The organism is Allobosea sp. (genome assembly GCF_035999205.1).
GTDB lineage: Bacteria > Pseudomonadota > Alphaproteobacteria > Rhizobiales > Beijerinckiaceae > Allobosea.
This window is the reverse complement of sequence record NZ_DASYHA010000012.1, coordinates 239250-255440: the sequence shown is the minus strand read 5'-3', so window position 1 is coordinate 255440 and position 16191 is coordinate 239250. Positions and strand designations below refer to the sequence as shown.

Annotated in this window: 14 protein-coding genes and 2 tRNA genes; 5 read left to right on the top strand and 11 right to left on the bottom strand. The window is 66.7% G+C overall.

The features are described 5' to 3' along the window. Positions 1-40 precede the first annotated feature (40 nt). Entirely contained in the window at positions 41-4054 is a 4014-nt protein-coding gene (locus VGN82_RS03955) for a Pls/PosA family non-ribosomal peptide synthetase (RefSeq protein WP_414644194.1), read from the bottom strand. A gap of 332 nt (positions 4055-4386) precedes the next feature. Then, positions 4387-5316: a histone deacetylase family protein gene (locus tag VGN82_RS03950; RefSeq protein WP_327525683.1), complete on the bottom strand. Its 930-nt coding sequence runs from the start codon at positions 5314-5316 to the stop codon at positions 4387-4389. A gap of 228 nt (positions 5317-5544) precedes the next feature. Here VGN82_RS03950 and VGN82_RS03945 point away from each other — a divergent pair, with 228 nt between their 5' ends. Continuing rightward, a complete protein-coding gene (locus tag VGN82_RS03945) occupies positions 5545-6141 on the top strand; it encodes a L,D-transpeptidase (protein WP_327525682.1) in 597 nt (198 codons plus the stop codon). Between the two features lie 194 nt (positions 6142-6335). Here VGN82_RS03945 and VGN82_RS03940 read toward each other — a convergent pair whose 3' ends face one another. Continuing rightward, positions 6336-6545 (bottom strand): hypothetical protein, encoded by a 210-nt coding sequence (locus VGN82_RS03940; RefSeq protein WP_327525681.1) that lies wholly within the window; start codon positions 6543-6545, stop codon positions 6336-6338. Positions 6546-6812: 267 nt separating this feature from the next. Further along, a complete protein-coding gene (locus VGN82_RS03935; protein WP_327525680.1) occupies positions 6813-8192 on the bottom strand; it encodes an aspartate aminotransferase family protein in 1380 nt (459 codons plus the stop codon). A 209-nt stretch (positions 8193-8401) separates the two neighbouring features. On the opposite strand from VGN82_RS03935, the gene VGN82_RS03930 reads away from it, so the two are divergent. After that, positions 8402-8923 carry a YkgJ family cysteine cluster protein gene (locus tag VGN82_RS03930; RefSeq protein WP_327525679.1) on the top strand — a complete coding sequence of 174 codons (522 nt, stop codon included), beginning with the start codon at positions 8402-8404 and terminating at the stop codon, positions 8921-8923. 27 nt (positions 8924-8950) lie between these two features. Here the strand turns inward: VGN82_RS03930 and VGN82_RS03925 are convergent, their stop codons facing one another. Next, complete coding sequence (locus VGN82_RS03925) at positions 8951-9352, bottom strand: MarR family winged helix-turn-helix transcriptional regulator (protein WP_327525731.1); 402 nt, start codon at positions 9350-9352, stop codon at positions 8951-8953. Positions 9353-9591: 239 nt separating this feature from the next. On the opposite strand from VGN82_RS03925, the gene VGN82_RS03920 reads away from it, so the two are divergent. Next, on the top strand, positions 9592-10338 hold the full coding sequence (locus VGN82_RS03920; RefSeq protein ID WP_327525678.1) for a DUF1499 domain-containing protein: 747 nt from the start codon (positions 9592-9594) through the stop codon (positions 10336-10338). Between the two features lie 2 nt (positions 10339-10340). Here VGN82_RS03920 and VGN82_RS03915 read toward each other — a convergent pair whose 3' ends face one another. Beyond that, entirely contained in the window at positions 10341-11255 is a 915-nt protein-coding gene (locus VGN82_RS03915; RefSeq protein ID WP_327525677.1) for an MBL fold metallo-hydrolase, read from the bottom strand. A 127-nt stretch (positions 11256-11382) separates the two neighbouring features. On the opposite strand from VGN82_RS03915, the gene VGN82_RS03910 reads away from it, so the two are divergent. Further along, entirely contained in the window at positions 11383-12009 is a 627-nt protein-coding gene (locus VGN82_RS03910) for a biotin transporter BioY (RefSeq protein WP_327525676.1), read from the top strand. 88 nt (positions 12010-12097) lie between these two features. Here VGN82_RS03910 and VGN82_RS03905 read toward each other — a convergent pair whose 3' ends face one another. Further along, a complete protein-coding gene (locus tag VGN82_RS03905; protein WP_327525675.1) occupies positions 12098-12235 on the bottom strand; it encodes a hypothetical protein in 138 nt (45 codons plus the stop codon). Positions 12236-12408: 173 nt separating this feature from the next. After that, a tRNA-Pro gene (locus VGN82_RS03900) sits at positions 12409-12485 on the bottom strand. A 180-nt stretch (positions 12486-12665) separates the two neighbouring features. Here VGN82_RS03900 and VGN82_RS03895 point away from each other — a divergent pair. Continuing rightward, positions 12666-12740: transfer RNA gene (locus VGN82_RS03895), tRNA-Gln, on the top strand. A gap of 152 nt (positions 12741-12892) precedes the next feature. Here the strand turns inward: VGN82_RS03895 and VGN82_RS03890 are convergent. From VGN82_RS03890 to VGN82_RS03880, 3 genes are read right to left on the bottom strand one after another with little or no spacing between them, the layout of a single operon-like run. Next, positions 12893-13939 carry a DUF4432 family protein gene (locus tag VGN82_RS03890; RefSeq protein ID WP_327525674.1) on the bottom strand — a complete coding sequence of 349 codons (1047 nt, stop codon included), beginning with the start codon at positions 13937-13939 and terminating at the stop codon, positions 12893-12895. Beyond that, positions 13939-14907, bottom strand: coding sequence for an SMP-30/gluconolactonase/LRE family protein (locus VGN82_RS03885; RefSeq protein ID WP_327525673.1), 969 nt, complete (start codon positions 14905-14907; stop codon positions 13939-13941). The genes VGN82_RS03890 and VGN82_RS03885 overlap by 1 nt, the downstream gene beginning before the upstream one ends. Continuing rightward, entirely contained in the window at positions 14904-16190 is a 1287-nt protein-coding gene (locus VGN82_RS03880) for a TRAP transporter large permease (RefSeq protein WP_327525672.1), read from the bottom strand. The genes VGN82_RS03885 and VGN82_RS03880 overlap by 4 nt, the downstream gene beginning before the upstream one ends. Position 16191: the final 1 nt, after the last annotated feature.

Here is a 16191-nt window from a genome sequence, read left to right as displayed (position 1 = left end):
GTCGCTGCGACCGACCACGGTCAAACACGGCTCCCGCCGGTCAATGCGCCAGGGAGGCCTTGGCCGGCACGGCAGGCGCCCCCTCCCAGCGCGTATGCGCCGGCAGGTTCTCGCCCTTCATGATCACGGTCAGCAGCCCGACCTGAGCGTAGTCGCCGACATGGGTGTCGTAGAGCACCGTCGCGCCGGCGCCGACGCAGACACCCTTACCGAGCTTGACCCGGCCGACCTTCATGACGCGGTCCTCGTAGAGATGCGTCTGCAGGGCGGAGTGCGCGTTGACCGTGCAGAAGTCGCCGACGGTAATGCAGTCGAACTCGGTGATGTCGGTCGAGTCGAGCCAGACGCCCTTGCCATACTTCGCCCCGAACAGCTTGAGGAACCACGGCAGGAACGGCGTGCCGCGCAGATAGTCGAACAGCACCTTTCCGCCCAACCCCCAATACATCACCGCGACCGCTTCGGTCCGCATCGCCCAGAACGACCACATTGGCTTCATCACGGGCTTGTAGACGCCCATCATCAGCCATTTGATCGCAGCGCAGATCAGCGCCTGGGTCACCGCGATCAGCACCGCCACGCCCATGAAGGAGAGGACGAGGCCGAGCCAATCCTGTTCGTTGATTTTCTGCTGCAGGACGAGATCGACCGCGATCGTGCCGAAGGTGATGAACAGCATCGCGGGGAACGACGTGTGCAGCGCCTCGAACGCGCCACGCGCGACCTGCTTCTGCCATGACGGCCGATAGGTCCAGTCCGCGCCGAGATCGACCTTCTGCCGCGTCGGCAGCTTGATCGGCGGCGAGCCGAACCAGGTGTCGCCCGGCTGCATCTGGTCGTTCGCCGGCGGCTTCGACTTGATGCCGATCAGCACCCGGTCCGGGACCGACGCGCCAGGTGGCACGACCGCGTCATTGCCGATGAAGACCTGCTCGCCGGTGCGGGTCATGTCGAGGCGCATGTAGCCGCGCCGCATGTCCTCATCGCCGAAGACGACCTCGTCCGCGATGAAGTTGCCGGCCCCGATCGCAGTCAGGTCATAGCGGCCGGACAGATTGGTCGAGATCTCGGCCCCCTTGCCGATGCTCGCACCCATCAGCCGATACCAGAAGCGCATGTAGATCGTCGCGAACAGCGAGGACAGCGTCTCCAGCGTCACCTCGGTCGCCAGCGCCACCGTCCATTTGCGCGCATAGAAGCTCGAATGGATCGAATAGGAGCCGGAGGTGACTCGCGGCAGGATCGCCCAGCGCAGGCCGGCCATCAGCAGCACGGTGAAGCCGATCAGCCCGATCGCTGTCGGCCAGGTCAGGATCGGTAGGTACCAGAGATAGCTGAGCTCCGACCAGGTCGCGATCCAGTCATCGATCTTGTCGAACAGCCAGAAGGCCGGGAAGATCGGCAGCAGGCTGATTGGCGGCAGCACGATGAGCATGAGGACGTAGAACGCCGTCATGGCAGCACGCCGCAGCGGGCTGGCCTCGGCCTGCGGCGGTAGGGCCTCGAGATCGACCATGCCGATCTTGCGGGCCGGCGAGCCGTCCCAGACCTCCGCCTCGCCGATCACGGCGTTGGGCGCGATTGCGGTGAGGTCGCCGATCTCGGCATGGTCGCGAATCACGCAGTCATGGCCGAGCACCACCGAGGCACCGGCACAGACATCCTTGCCGATGGTGATCCTGCCGATGATCAGCTTGTCGCCGACCGCCTCGCCGTTCGCAAAGGTCGTCTTCGAGCCGAAGCTGGTGCCGTCGCCGATCGTGATCAGGTCGACCGCGCCAGCCTCGTAGTCGGAGATGATGACGTCGCGCCCGACCTTGGCCCCCAGCAGGCGCCAGTACATCCGCATCACCGGCGTCGCCTGCAACCACTTGATGTGGACCAGGCCAGCGACGCGGGCGGCGAACCACCAGCGGAAATAGTAGATGCCCCAGAGCGGGTAGACGCCCGGCTTCGTTCGCCCGAGCACGATCCATTTCAGCGCGATCGCGATCAGGCCCGTGATGATGGTGATCGCGACATAGACGCCGAGGAGCGCGAAGACCTGCCCCAGCAGCGGCAGATCCTCGCCCGACAGCAGCATGTAGGTGACGAAGATGCCAAGCCACTGCGCCGTCGCGAGGCCGATGATGACAGGCAGCACCGCAGCCTGCGCCAGCCCGCAGAGGAAACGCCGCATGAAGGGCGGCGGCGTGAAGGACAGGTCCTGCGCCTCGGCAGTGCCACGCCCGTCGAGCAGGGCGGCCATGCCGCGCAAGGTCCGCGCGCCATAGACGTCCTGCAGCGTGATGCCGGCATAGGCCGGGTTCTCGCGGACGATCGAGATGAAGCGGGCGGCCAGCAGCGAATGTCCGCCGAGATCGACAAAGAAATCCGCATCGAGCGGCAGGCTCGAGGCGCCGAGCACGCGCTTGGCCGCCTCGAGCAGAACGGCCTCCGTCGCATTGCGCGGCGGCTCCTGCTCGCCGGCGGAGCTCGGCGCCGTCAGCGGTGCGGCCTTGAGCATCCGGCGATCGACCTTGCCGGAGACCATCCGCGGCAGCGAACCGACCGCCTCGAAATGCGCCGGCACCATATAGGGCGGCAACTGGTCGCGCAGCGCTGCGCGCAGCGCCGCACCGTCGACCGCGACGCCCGGCTCGGCCACGACGAAGGCGACAAGGCGCTCGATCTCGTCATCGATGCGCATCACCACGGCGGCCTGGTTGACCCCGGGTTCGTCGGCGAGCTTCGACTCGATCTCGCCAAGCTCGACGCGGAAGCCGCGGATCTTGATCTGGTCGTCGATGCGGCCGTGGAAGACGATGTTGCCGTTCTCGTCGAGACTGACCGCGTCGCCCGATCGATAGAGCACCGGATCATCGTTGCCGAAGGGATGGCCGAACGGGTTGGCGATGAACTTCTCGGCCGTCAGCTCCGGGCGCCCATGATAGCCCCTGGCGACGCCCGGGCCGCCGATCAGCAACTCGCCCTGCTCGCCCGGCCCGACGACCTCCATCGCCTCGTTGACGATGTAGGCGGTGTAGTTGGGGATCGGCCTTCCGATCGTGACCGTCTCGCCGGGCCTGACCTCGGCGGCAGTGGCAACGACCGTAGCCTCGGTCGGGCCATAGGTGTTGAGGATGCGCCTGCCGGGCTTCGACCACTTCTGCACGGTCGCAGGCGGCAGGGCCTCGCCGCCGAGCAGGATCAGCTTCAGCGACGGCACATCGGCCGGCAGGATGCCGAGCAAGGTCGGCACCGTGTCGATCACGGTTACGCCTGCTTCGGTGAGGAGAGCCGGCAGCTTCTCGGCGTCGCCCATCATCTCCGGCGAGGCGACATGGAGCGTCGCACCGACCAGATACGGCGTCCAGATCTCTTCCATCGACAGGTCGAAGGCGACCGAGGCGCCCTGGAAGACGACGTCGTCGGGACCGATGTCGTAGAGCGCGTTCCCGGACCGCAGGAAGTGGCAGATATTGCGGTGGCTGATGACGATCGCCTTCGGCGTGCCGGTCGAGCCCGAGGTGTAGATCAGATAGGCCGGGTGATCCTTGGTCAGGCCGGCGGCCCGCGCCGGCATGGCGACGCCATCGTCGCCGGCCGCCAGCGTCTCGGGCGTCCAGACGTTGCGCTCTGCGCCCGCGGCCCGCCCCTGCCACTCCGCGGCGGTGACGATACCCTTGGCCTCGGCATCGGCGAGGCAGATGGCGATGCGATCGACGGGCGCCTCGGCGTCGAACGGCACCCAGGCCGCGCCGGCGCGCGTGATCGCGATCTGCGCGATCAGCAGGTCGATGCCGCGCGGCATCCACAGGCCGACGAGATCGCCCGGCCCGACGCCCGCGCGCGCGAGTCCACGTGCCTGGCGACCAGCCGCGGCCCAGACCTCGTCATAGCTCAGGCGGCGCGATGCATCGGCCAGCGCCGCATGCGCGCCGCGCACGGCCACGGTCGCCGCGAAAATCTCGCCCAGCACTTCATCGCGCAGCAGATCCGGCCGCTTCGCGCCCGCCATCATGGCGAGCGGCTTCGCAGGCGCCGGCTCTGCCGTCGCCGACGGCTTGCTCATATCGTTCATCGCGCCCCGCTGCGGTCGGGCTGGCGCATCGAAGAGCCGCGCCGCATCGCGCGCCCTCCATACGCCGCAATCCCTTCCCGCACCTCATCCTGATCCGGATGCGCACCTCGCCGATGCGTTGTCCGGTAAAACCCCCGGCCGAGCGATCTGCCGCGACACGGCACCCCACTAGCATGTTTCTCATGCTCGGACACGACTGAACCCGCGATGAACGCAGCTTCGTCGCCGCCGCCGCGGAGCCAACTCCGGCCAAACTGAAACGGCTTGTTCGACGCGAGCCGATCTAAACGTTTGAGAGAAAAGACGTTCTCCAGGAACCTCGTTCAGCCTCTCATCAGCGCCGTGACATGCGCCGCAGTCGAACGGGACAGCCCCTCGAGATCGTAGCCCCCCTCGAGGATGGAGACGACGCGCCCCCGGCATGACCGATCCGCGATCTCCATCAACCGTTGCGTCGCCCAGGCGAAATCCGGCTCCTTCAGGTTGAGATTGGCCAGCGGATCGCGCCAGTGCGCGTCGAAGCCGGCCGAGATGACGATCAGATCCGGCGCGAACGCCTCGATGCGCGGCAGCAGTGCCGTCTCCATGGCCTCGCGAAAGATCTCCGAACCGTCGCCGGCCCGCAGCGGCGCATTGACGATGGTGCCATGCTGGCCGCGCTCCGAGACGGCTCCCGTCCCGGGATAGAGCGGCATCTCATGGGTCGAGGCGTAGAGCACGCTCGCATCGTCCCAGAAGATCTCCTGCGTGCCGTTGCCGTGATGGACGTCCCAGTCGATCACCGCGACACGCTCGGCGCCATGGCGCCGCTGCGCATGCCGGGCAGCGATGGCGGCGTTGTTGAAGAAGCAGAAGCCCATCGCCTTGACGGTTTCGGCATGATGACCTGGCGGCCGCATCGCGCAGAAGGCATTGGTCGCGCGCCCCGTCATCACCTCGTCGACGGCTTGAGCCGCGGCACCGACTCCATGCATAACGGCATCGACCGTACCCGGCGACATCAGCGTATCGGCATCGACCTGGACGAGGCCGTGTTCCGGCGAGGCGGCGAGGACAGCCTCCGCGAACTCGCGGGGGTGGCAGAGCGTCACCAGGTCGAGCGAGCCGAGCGCGGCATTCTCGCGAATCAGCGCCGAGAAGCGTTCATCCTCCAATGCGGACTCGACGGCCCGCATGCGATCGACGCGCTCGGGATGACCGGGTGGCGTCTCATGGTGAAGACACGAGGGGTGGGTGATCAGGAGCGTCGTCACCGGGCAGGCCTCATTTCAGCGGAAAGGAAAACGGAGCGTGGCAGGATAGCCACGGTGCACTGCGAAACGCCGGTTTCCACGGTCCCGGCCGGAACCGAAATTGCGCCATCCGGGTTTCGGCCCTAGAGCAGCGGCGAACAGGCGATGCTCCCGCGCAACGCAGCGGAAACCAAGCATTAACCCTGCATTCACCATAAAGATCGCCTCCGGGCCGTTCTAGAGGACGTCATGAAACAGACCGTGATTCTTGCGCTGGCGATGTCGACCCTTCTGGGGGCGTGCCAGTACAAGAGCGTGAACGCGCCGGCTCTTTCGGCCCGTGATGCGGAATACATCGCGCTGGTGCCGAAATTCGACCATCACATCACGCTTCTGCCTTACGAGATCGCCGATCCGACGGGCCAGGCGCCCGGTACGATCGTCGTCGATACCAAGGAGAAGTATCTCTATTACGTTCTGCCGAACAAGAAGGCGATCCGCTACGGCGTCGCGACCGGCGACGAAGCTTTCGGCTGGACCGGTGAAGCGGTGATCCAGCGCAAGGCCGAGTGGCCGCGCTGGACGCCTCCCGCCGAGATGATCGCCCGCTGGCCGCACCTCGCGCCGCGCGCCGGCGGCATGGAAGGCGGCCCCGACAATCCGCTCGGAGCCCGCGCCCTCTATCTCTATCAGAACGGCCACGACACGCTGTACCGCATCCACGGTACGAATGAGCCTGAGACGATCGGCCGTTCGGCCTCGTCCGGCTGCATCCGGATGCGCAACATCGACGTGATCGACCTGTTCAACCGCGTGCCCAACGGCACGAAGGTCATCGTGACCTGAGGCAGCGGGGCGACGAGGCCTTCACCTGTCGCCCACGAGCCCTGCGGTTGCGACCAAGTTTCGCGCAGATGAGAGTCGCGGGTGCCGCCGACCGCCGGCATCTGCTGCGGCCCAAAACAAAAAATGACCGGCGAGAGCGTTCATCGCTCTGCGCCGGTCAATTGCTTAGGGTCTCGAGAAAGCGTCTACGAGGCTCAGTCGTCAAAACCGTGACGAAGGACCCCGGCAAGCCGGGATGGTTCATCCTTCGCACGCATCTTTAACGCGGCATCCGGCCTTCTGGTTCCAGCCGCCAGCGCGGGAAGTGCGATCGGGCGGAACCAGGAAGCGTAAGCCTCCCTCGCGGCTGAATCGTGGAAGCTCGCATTCGTCTGGATCTTGCGACGCGGATCGGCGGAGGTCATGGGTCTCGACTTCTTTGGCCACAACAGATGGCGATGGTTCCTGGCCATCGCCATGTCCGCACCCTGACCAGCGATCGGGACGGCGCCACGGCGCGATCGTGATCTGTTCAAGGCGATTTGTGTCGTTTCGTAAGCGGACGCCACAATCGTGAACGAAAGCTCGCGCCTCGGCGTGCACGAGACCAACCCGCACGACAGACCGAAAAGAAACGCCGCCCTGTCGGCCGGACAGGGCGGCGCAGGAATTGTGGACGTGCCTCGCTGGCCTCAGGCCGCGAGCAGCCCTTCGGCCTTGGCCCAGTTCAGCGTCTTGTCGAGGGCGCGCTCGTAGCGGTTGAACATCTCCTCGATCTCCGCCTCCTGCATGACCAACGGCGGGCAGAAGGCGACGCGGTCGCCCATGGCGCGCAGGATCAGGCCCTCTTCCTGGGCGAAGGCCACCGATTTCGGGCCCACGCCCTTCTTCGTCTCGAAGGACGCCTTGGTCGCCTTGTCCTTGACCAGTTCGACGCCGCCGATCAGGCCGACGCCGCGCGCCTCGCCGACCAACGGATGCTCGGCGAGCTTGTTCAGGCGGCGCAGGAACGTCGGCGAGACCTTGGCGGCGTGCTCGACGATCTTGTCGCGCTGGTAGATCTCCAGCGTCTTGACCGCGACGGCACAGCCGACCGGATGGCCGGCATAGGTGTTGCCATGTCCGAAGGTGCCGATCTTGCGGCTCTGGTCGACGAGGACCTCGTAGACCTTCTCGTTCATCATGACGGCGCTGAGCGGGAAATAGGCCGAGGTGATCTGCTTCGCGAGCGAGATCGTGTCGGCGTTCATGCCGTAGGTCTCGGTGCCGAACATCTTGCCCGTGCGGCCGAAGCCGGTGATCACCTCGTCCGAGATGAAGAGGATGTCGTATTTGGCGAGGACGGCGTTGATCTTCTCGAAATAGCCTTCCGGTGGGGTGATCGCGCCGCCAGCGCCCATCACCGGCTCGGCGATGAAGGCGGCGACGGTGTCCGGCCCCTCGCGCTGGATCATCTCGTCGAGTTCCGCAGCCAGCCGCGACGAGAAATCCTGCTCGCTCTCGCCCGGCTGGGCGAAGCGGTAGTGATGCGGGCAGGAGGTGTGCAGGATGCCGGGCAGCGGCAGGTCGAAGTCGATATGGTTGTTCGGCAGGCCGGTCAGCGAGGCCGAAGCGACGGTCACGCCGTGATAGCCCTTGAGCCGCGAGATGATCTTCTTCTTCTGCGGCCGGCCGAGCGCATTGTTCAGGTACCAGACGATCTTGACCTGGGTGTCGTTCGCATCCGAGCCGGACGCGCCGTAGAACACCTTGGAGATCGGGACCGGCGAAATTTCCTTGAGCTTCTCGGCCAACTCGATCGCCGGGTCATGGCTGCGACCGCCGAAGATGTGCTGGAACGGCAGCTTCTTCATCTGCTCATAGGCGGTCTCGATCAGCTCCTGGTTGGAGTAACCGAGCGAGGTGCACCACAGCCCCGCCATGCCCTCGATATATTCCTTGCCGGCCGTGTCGTAGACATAGATGCCCTTGCCGCTCTCCAGAACGAGCGGCCCCGTCTCGCGGTGCGTCGCGAGGTTCGTATAGGGATGGACGAGGGTCTCGATGTCGCGGACGGCGAGGTTGGACAGCATCGTGCGGTTTCCTGATGCGATGGTTGCTACCGCCATCATAGTTCGGGCGCACCGCAAGCGCTGAGCGATTTTAACGCGCATCACCGCAGACTCTGCCGCAGGGCCATGGACGGCCGCGCGATCCTTCCAGCGTGCATGGCATGTGCGCTTGCCAGCCCGCTTCTGCCCGGCCATGCTCAGGCCGTTTGGAACTCCTTTAAAGACACGGCATGATCGACCCGGCGGCGATGACGAGCCTGCCCGCTCCCGGCCGGGCCTGCGGCAGCTGCACCCTCTGCTGCAAGGTCTATGACGTACCAGATGCGGGAGCGACGGCAGGCAATTGGTGCCCGAACTGCCTGCCCGGCCGCGGCTGCAAGATCTATGAGTCGCGCCCGCAGCAGTGTCGCGCCTTCCTGTGCCTCTGGATGACCCAGGATTTTCTCGGCCCCGAGTGGAAACCGGACAAGGCCCGCTTCGTCCTGACCATGGATGCCGTGACGCGCTGGCTGTTCGTTCAGGCCGACCCCGGTGCCGCCCAGGCCTGGCGCAAGGAACCCTATTACGGCCAGTTCAAGCGTTGGGCCGCAGCTGGAAACCGGCCCGTCGTCATCTTCGTCAGGAAGTTCGCCACGGTCCTGACGACCAGTGGCGAGGCGGTGCTGGGCGAGGTCGGCGCCGGTGAGCGGCTCGTGCTGCGCGAGTTGCCCGGCGGCAGGCAGGCCGTTGAGAAGATCCGCCCGAACGCCTGACCGAGAATTCGGCCCCGCGCCCCTGTCCTACGCCTCGTCGGCGGCGCGCGCGAGGTCGCGCCAGGCGAGGACGAGGCGGTCGAGTTCCACCAGGTCCCCCTCCGGCAGTTTGCCCAGCGTCTGCGCCACGAATTCGCGCTGCGTCCTGATGCCGGCTTCCGCCAGCCTGCGGCCCTCTGGGGTCAGATGCATCGCGTAGGAGCGCCGGTCGCCGGCGATGGCGCGGCGCTCGACCAGCCCGGCCTGAACCAGCCGGTCGACCAAGCCGGAGACATTGCCCTTGGTGACATAGAGCCGCTCTGCCAGTTCGTTCTGGCTGATGCCCTCGCGCTCCGTCAGGGTGGAAAGCAGGTCGAATTGCGGGATCGACAGGCCGAGGGCACGGATGCGCGCCGTCATCTGCATTAGCATGCGCTGGTGCAGACGCATGAAGCGGAACCAGACGCGATCCGGCTCGGTCGTGTCCGCGCGCAGCGCTGTCTTCGAATCCGGCACGGCCCTGCCCCCATCACGAATGGTCAGACCTAAACCATCTCGCCGTTCGAAGCGAGATGCGCCCGGCCCGCAAGCCACCCTCGCGGAAACCCTGCCCTCACGCGATCCTTGCCTTCGCGCCGCCGCAGCGTCACCTATGGCCGATGCATCGTCGTCTCGTCTTCGAGGAACCCGTGTCGCGCACCGCGCGCTGGAGCCGGCGGTTGGCCTGGTTCTCGCTCGCGGTGCTATGTCTCGCGCTCCTCGTCTTCCGGACGGGAGAGCCGAGCCTCCAGGGCCTGGCGCCGGTCGCGGCGGCCTATCTTGTCGTGCTCCTGGCGCTGACCTTGTCGCTGCTCGCTTTCGCCCGGATCTGGCAGTCAGGCCATCGCGGCGTCGGCATGGCCGCGGGCGCCTTCCTGCTCTGTGTGCTGATGCTGGCGCCGGCGGCCTATGTCGGCTTCCGGCTGGCGACCTTGCCGGCGCTGGCCGACGTCTCGACCGACATCGAAGATCCGCCGGCCTTCAGCCGCTCGCGCGTTGCGCTCGATGCCCGCAACGGCCGCGTGCCGCCCGATGTCCCGCCGGAACGCCGTCGCGTCCAGCGGCAGGCCTATCCCAAGGCCGTGCCGATCGTGCTCGAGGTGCCGGCCGAAATCGCCTTCGACATCGCCCGCCGCGCCGCCCTGGCCCGCGGCTGGCGCGTGCTGGAATCCTCGCGGCCGGGCGGACGCACCGGTGCCGGCCGCATCGAGGCCGTGGCGCGCTCGCGCATCCTGCAGACCTCCGAGGACATCACCATCCGCATCCGCCCGCGCGCTGACGGCAGCCGCATCGACATCCGCTCGGCGACCCGCCTCGGCGGCCATGACCTCGGCATCAACGCCGCGCGGATCGCGGCCTTCGCAGACGAGGTCGACACTCTCGTCGACACGCGCTGAGCTCAGGCGAGCCGATAGCGGCTCGTCAGGGAGGGCAACGACTCGTCGCAGCCGACGGTCCCGCGCAGCACCAGATCCTCGAGCTGCGCCAGCACCGACAGGGCCGCCGCACCGTGCAGGGCCGGCGGCAGGCCCTGATAGATCGGCGGCACCATCTCGGCGATTCGCTCATCGCCGGCCCGCAGCCGGTTGAGGATCGCCACCTCGCGCTGGCGGCGATGCTGCACAAGCCCGCGCAGGAAACGCTGGGGTTCCGTCACCGGGCCGCCATGCCCCGGCCGGTAGAGGCGATGATCCATGCCGCGCAGCTTCTCGATCGATGCCATGTAGGCGGCCATCGCACCGTCCGGAGGGGCGACGATCGAGGTCGACCAGGCCATTACGTGGTCGCCGGAGAACAGGGTCTCCTCCTCTGCCAGCGTGAAGGCGAGATGATTCGCGGTGTGGCCCGGCGTCTCGACGGCGGTAAGGCTCCAGCCCGGCCCGGTGACCGTGTCGCCATCGCGCATCTCCTCGTCCGGCGCATAGTCACGGTCGGCGGCGGCATCGAGCCGGTTGACCTCGCCCTCGGCCAGTTCGCGCGCCGCGCGATGCGGCCCGCAGCCCACCACGATCGCGCCCGTCGCCGCCTTCAGAGCCGGCACGGCCGGAGAATGGTCGCGATGGGTGTGTGTGACGACGATATGGCTCACCGTCTCGCCGGCGACCGAGGCCAGAAGGCACGCGACATGGGCCGCATCGTCGGGGCCGGGATCGATGATCGCAACCCTGCCCTGCCCGACGATATAGCTGCAGGTGCCGGTGAAGGTCATTGGCCCGCCATTGCCGGCGATGACGCGCCGCACTAGCGGCGACAACGTCGCGACCTCGCCCGGCGGTGTCGTGGCGCTACGGTCGAATTCGATCTCGTCACTCATGCGCGATCCTGCATTCCGGCTTGGCGCGGCTGCCCGCCGCGCGCCGCTTGTGGGGCTTTGCCGCATTTTCTATAGACGGAAAAGACGGTCGCGCGGCGCGGCCTCATGCGAACAGGAAGACATGCCCATGGCCGAGACGCTCCCCCTTCAAGCCCCGACGCTGGCCGGCGCGGCCCTTCCGGCCGTCTCGGGCCCGCGCGCGACCCTGCTGCGCAACGTCGCGCTCGCCGTCGCCGGCAGCCTGCTGCTGGTCCTCGCCGCCAAGATCAAGGTGCCGTTCTGGCCGGTGCCGATGACGCTGCAGACGCTGGCCGTTCTCGGCCTCGGCGCCGCCTATGGCTCGCGCCTCGGCGCCGCGACGGTCGCGCTCTACATCGCCTATGGCCTGGCCGGCCTGCCGGTCTTCACCAACACCCCGCCGGTTGCCGCCGGCCCGCTCTATCTGGTCGGCCCGACCGGCGGCTTCCTCGTCGGCTTCGTCGCTGCCGCCGCCATCGCCGGCTGGGCTGCCGCCCGCAATGCCTCGCTGCCGCGCCTGGTCGGCGGCCTTGTCGCGGCCGAGGTCGTGATGATGCTGCTCGGCTTCGCCTGGCTCGCCTTCGGCGCCCAGATGGCCTCGGGCGCGACCGGTGTCGGCTTCGCCAAGGCCTTCGAATATGGCATCCAGCCCTTCCTGCTGGGCGATCTCGTCAAGCTCGCTCTGGTCGCCTGCCTGGCACGCGCCGGCTGGTCGGTGCTGCAACGCCGCGGCTGACCCTTCCGCAGGTCCGAACATGAAAAAGGCCGGGGCGTCGCCCCGGCCTTTTTCATGTCGATCGCTCGGATCGCGAGCCCGGAACGCCTCAGCCGTTCGGCGTGGAACTGCTGCAGGTCTTCTGCTCGGGCCCGGTGAAGAACGGACCGATATTGCCGCATTTGTCACAGCCTGCGAGCAGCGTCGCCAGTCCGAGAATACCGAGAAGTTGGAAGGCGCGCTTCATGATCGTTTCCGCTGGTGGTGGTGATCTACCCTAGAGAGCAATCACGGCGCTGACCACCGCGGGCAGACAGGGCGACGGGCGCACCACAGCGTCGCGGGCCCAAACGGCCCGAAAAAGAAAAAGGCCCCGAAGGGCCTGTTTCGCAAGACGTCGACAAGTCTCGGGAAATCCAGTGGTCGGAGTGGCAGGATTTGAACCTGCGACCCCCTCGTCCCGAACGAGGTGCTCTACCAGGCTGAGCCACACTCCGATCAACTGGTGGCCGGCTTATAGCCAGCACCGCGGCCGGGCGCAACAGCCCTCGAGCCGATCGATGTCGAATTATCCGCAGGATCTGTCGTCGGCCCATCGGGCCGGATCGGACAAGTCCTGCGATGATCATCTGGCAGGTTGCGCAAGGCCCCGACGCGTTCTAGAAGGCGCGGCGCATTGGGGCGTCGCCAAGTGGTAAGGCAGCGGTTTTTGGTACCGCCATTCGGAGGTTCGAATCCTCCCGCCCCAGCCAGCCTCTTCCAAATCCCTGAAAATGGCTGAATCCGCTGCACAGGCACAGGGTACCTCTGACGCCATTTCGCACGTAGGGGGGTACACGGCCGCCTCCCGCGCGGCCGACACGAGGCGGATCCAGCCGGTCAAGGGCGGTCCAGCGCATCACACTCAGGAGCCGCCCGCCGTCGCGCGCAGCCAGAATGCCTTGCGCTCTCCAGCGGCGAGACGTGAGGCCGTTCCATTCTCGACGGCTGTGGCGAGTCCCTCGCGCGGGATGCTCGTAAACGGCTCCAGGCCGATATTGTAGTGGCGCCCGAACCAGGGGTAGTCGCGCATCGCCCCGAATTCCTGCCAGCACCAGACATAGGGCATCACCGCTGCGTCCCAGGCGATTTCGAGCGCTAGCCCTTGGCCATTCCGGACCAGATAGCGGCCCTCGCGGAAGCCACGCAGATAGCTCATCTCGCCCGGCGTCCCGGCTTCCGGCAGGAGCGACATCTCGACCGCCCGGCCATCGGCGTCGACGGCATCATGCCAGGCCATGATCCGGTTGGGGGCGAGGCGCCGCTGCGGGTGCGTGCGCGAGATGTCGCCTGTCACGATCTCCACACCCGGCGGCATCTCGATGACGGCCCCAGGCCCGAGGAACGGCCGCCCAAATGTGATGTGGTGTCCCCACATGAGCGGCAAATCGATGTCGCTTTCATTGATCGCGACTTCCTCGAAGAGCAGCGACGACGATCCGGATTCGAGCCTGACATTTCGTGTCAGGCGGTAAGGCAGCGTCTCCGTTCGAACACTCAATTCGAGCTGAACGGCCGAAGCCGCGTCCTCCACGATCCGCCAGTCCCAGGGTCGGTGCCACGCCTCGCCGTGCATGCCGTGGCTGCCGAAGGGAAGCCCGGGCCCGGCGGACGGGGCGCCCCCCACCGGGAAGACCTCCTGCCAGCCGCCCGGGTAGCTGTCATAGAACGCCATGCGGGGATCGGGTGGGGTGACCGCGCGCAGGGCTGGATGTCGAAGCCCGTTGGCGGACAGCCAGACGAAGTCGGTATCGCTGGGCTTGTGAAGGAATTCGATGAGATCGGCACCGCGCCCGACGGCGAAGCTCGCGCGCAGCCGCTCGTTCTCCAGCACGAGAACGTCCAATCCATGCCAGACGACATGGTTGACCCTCACGCCCCAGTTCCGTTGCGAGCGATAGTGGCCGTTCATCAATACAGCCAGTGCACCGGCGGCACGCCCGCCACATCCAGCCGAGTCACCGCGATCGCATCGCCGAGCAGGCAGCCGAGATAGCCGGTCCGCAGGTCAGGCCCGCCGAAGGCGATGCTCGAAAGATTGCGCAGCTTCGTCGACGGATTGGTGTCCATATGCGGCCGCCCCAGCGCATTGGCCTGATAGGCCTGCTCGACCCAGGCGACATGGGCCGGGTCGGTCTCGCTCAACATGATCTCGCAATGCCCGCTTTCCGGATCGATGCGCATCAACTGGTTTGAGATCACGCCCGCGATCCAGATCTTGCCTTCGATGTCAAAGGCAAGACCGTCCGGAAACTGCCCCTCGCCGAACTCGTGGATCACCTCCTTGGGGCCGAGGCTGGCGTCGTCGCGTAGCGCGAAGCGGCTCAGCCGCCGACCATAGGTCTCGTTGACATAAAGCCAGCGCCGGTCCTGGGAGATCTGGCATTCATTGGTGAAGCCGAGCCCATCCGCGACGATGCGCGCGCCCTTCTCGTCCATGACAGCAATGAAGCCACTCTTCGAGTCGCTGCGGTAGTCGAGCGAGCGCGGCACCATCGTCGTCGAGACGGTGAGCCAGAGCCGGCCGACATGATCGCGCACCAGATAGTTCGAGGGCGCGATCGGGGCTCCGTCGATCTGCGTCCAGTAAGGCGCGACCTGCCCATCGCGCGTCACGCGCCAGACGCCGCCGGCCTCGCTGCCGAGATTGGCAAGGAGGAAGGACCCGTCCGGCTCTAGCGCGATACCGTTCGGGCGCAGGCCTTCCGGCAGGTCGGCTGTCTGGCCGGTATAGAGCGTCTGCGTGCCGTCGGGCCGGAGATGGGCCACGCCGCCGCGCCAGTCGGCGGTGTAGAGATCGCCTTTCGCCGTGGCGAGGACGCATTCGGGGCGGCTGAGGCCGGAGCCGATCAGCGAGACGTCGTCGAGAGAAAGCGTCATCCGCGCATCAACCAGACCAGAGCCATCGGGATCGCCTCGACATAGGTGACGAGGAACAGCACGCAGATCGCCAGGATGAACATCGGGATGAGCTCGCGCGAGATCGCTACCATGCCCACACGCGCGATCTTGGCCGCCACGAAGAGCGTGCCGCCGACAGGCGGCGTGTAGAGCCCGATCACAAGGTTGAACACCATGATCAGGCCGAGATGGACCGGATCGATGCCGAACGCCTTGGCCGTGGGAATGAAGAGCGGCGCCGTCAGCATCAGCGAGGGCAACGGCTCCAGGAAGATACCGACGAGGATCAGCGCCAGGTTGAGCAGGAACAGGAAGACGTATTTGTTCTCGGCGATGTTCAGGATCGTCTGCGCCAGATTGGCGGGGATCTGCTCGACCGTGATCAGCCAGGACAGCGCGCCGGTGGCGCCGACCACGAGCATGACGACAGCGCTGGTGCGGAAGCTCTGCAGCAGCATGCCGGGGACCTGCGCCGGCTTGATCTCGCGATAGACGAACAGCGCCAGGATCAGCCCGTAGAACACCGCGACCGAAGCGGCCTCGGTCGGCGTGAAGATGCCGGTCAGAATGCCACCGAGGATGACGACAGGCATGCCGGAGGCCGGCAGGATGGCCAGGAAGCTCTTCCAGATGTCGGCCCGGCTCGGCATCGCTCCGCCGAGATCGCAGCCCAGCGAGCGGCCCTTCCAGACACAGAGCAGGATCAGGACGAAAGCGAGGGTGAAGGCCGGGAAGACGCCCGAAACGAGAAGCTCGCGGATCGAGACGTTGCCGACGAAGCCATAGACCAGCAGCGGGATCGAGAGCGGCATCAACACGCCGATCGTGCCGGCGACCGCGATCAGAGCGGCTGCAAAAGCACGCGGATAGCCGCGCTCGGCCATGCGCGGCACCATGATCGAGCCGATCGCCGCTGAATCCGCAACGGCCGAGCCCGAGACCGAGCCGAACATGGTGCAGGCCGAGACGGTGACGACGCCGAGCCCGCCCGGCATGAAAGCCAGGAGCGAGCGCGCGAAGTCGATCAGCCGGCGGCCGACGCCGCCATGGGTGATCAGCTCCCCGGTGAAGATGAAGAGCGGGATCGCCGCCAGGTGCAGCGGCTCCAGGCTCGATATGTAGGAAAGGAAGATCGCCTCGAGCGGGTAGCTCATGCCGAAGATCCCGATCGTGGCGACCGTGGTCAGCAGGAGGGCCCAGACGAGCGGCATTCCGAGAAGGGCGAGCGCGAAGAAGACCGCGCAGATGACGGCGAGAACCATG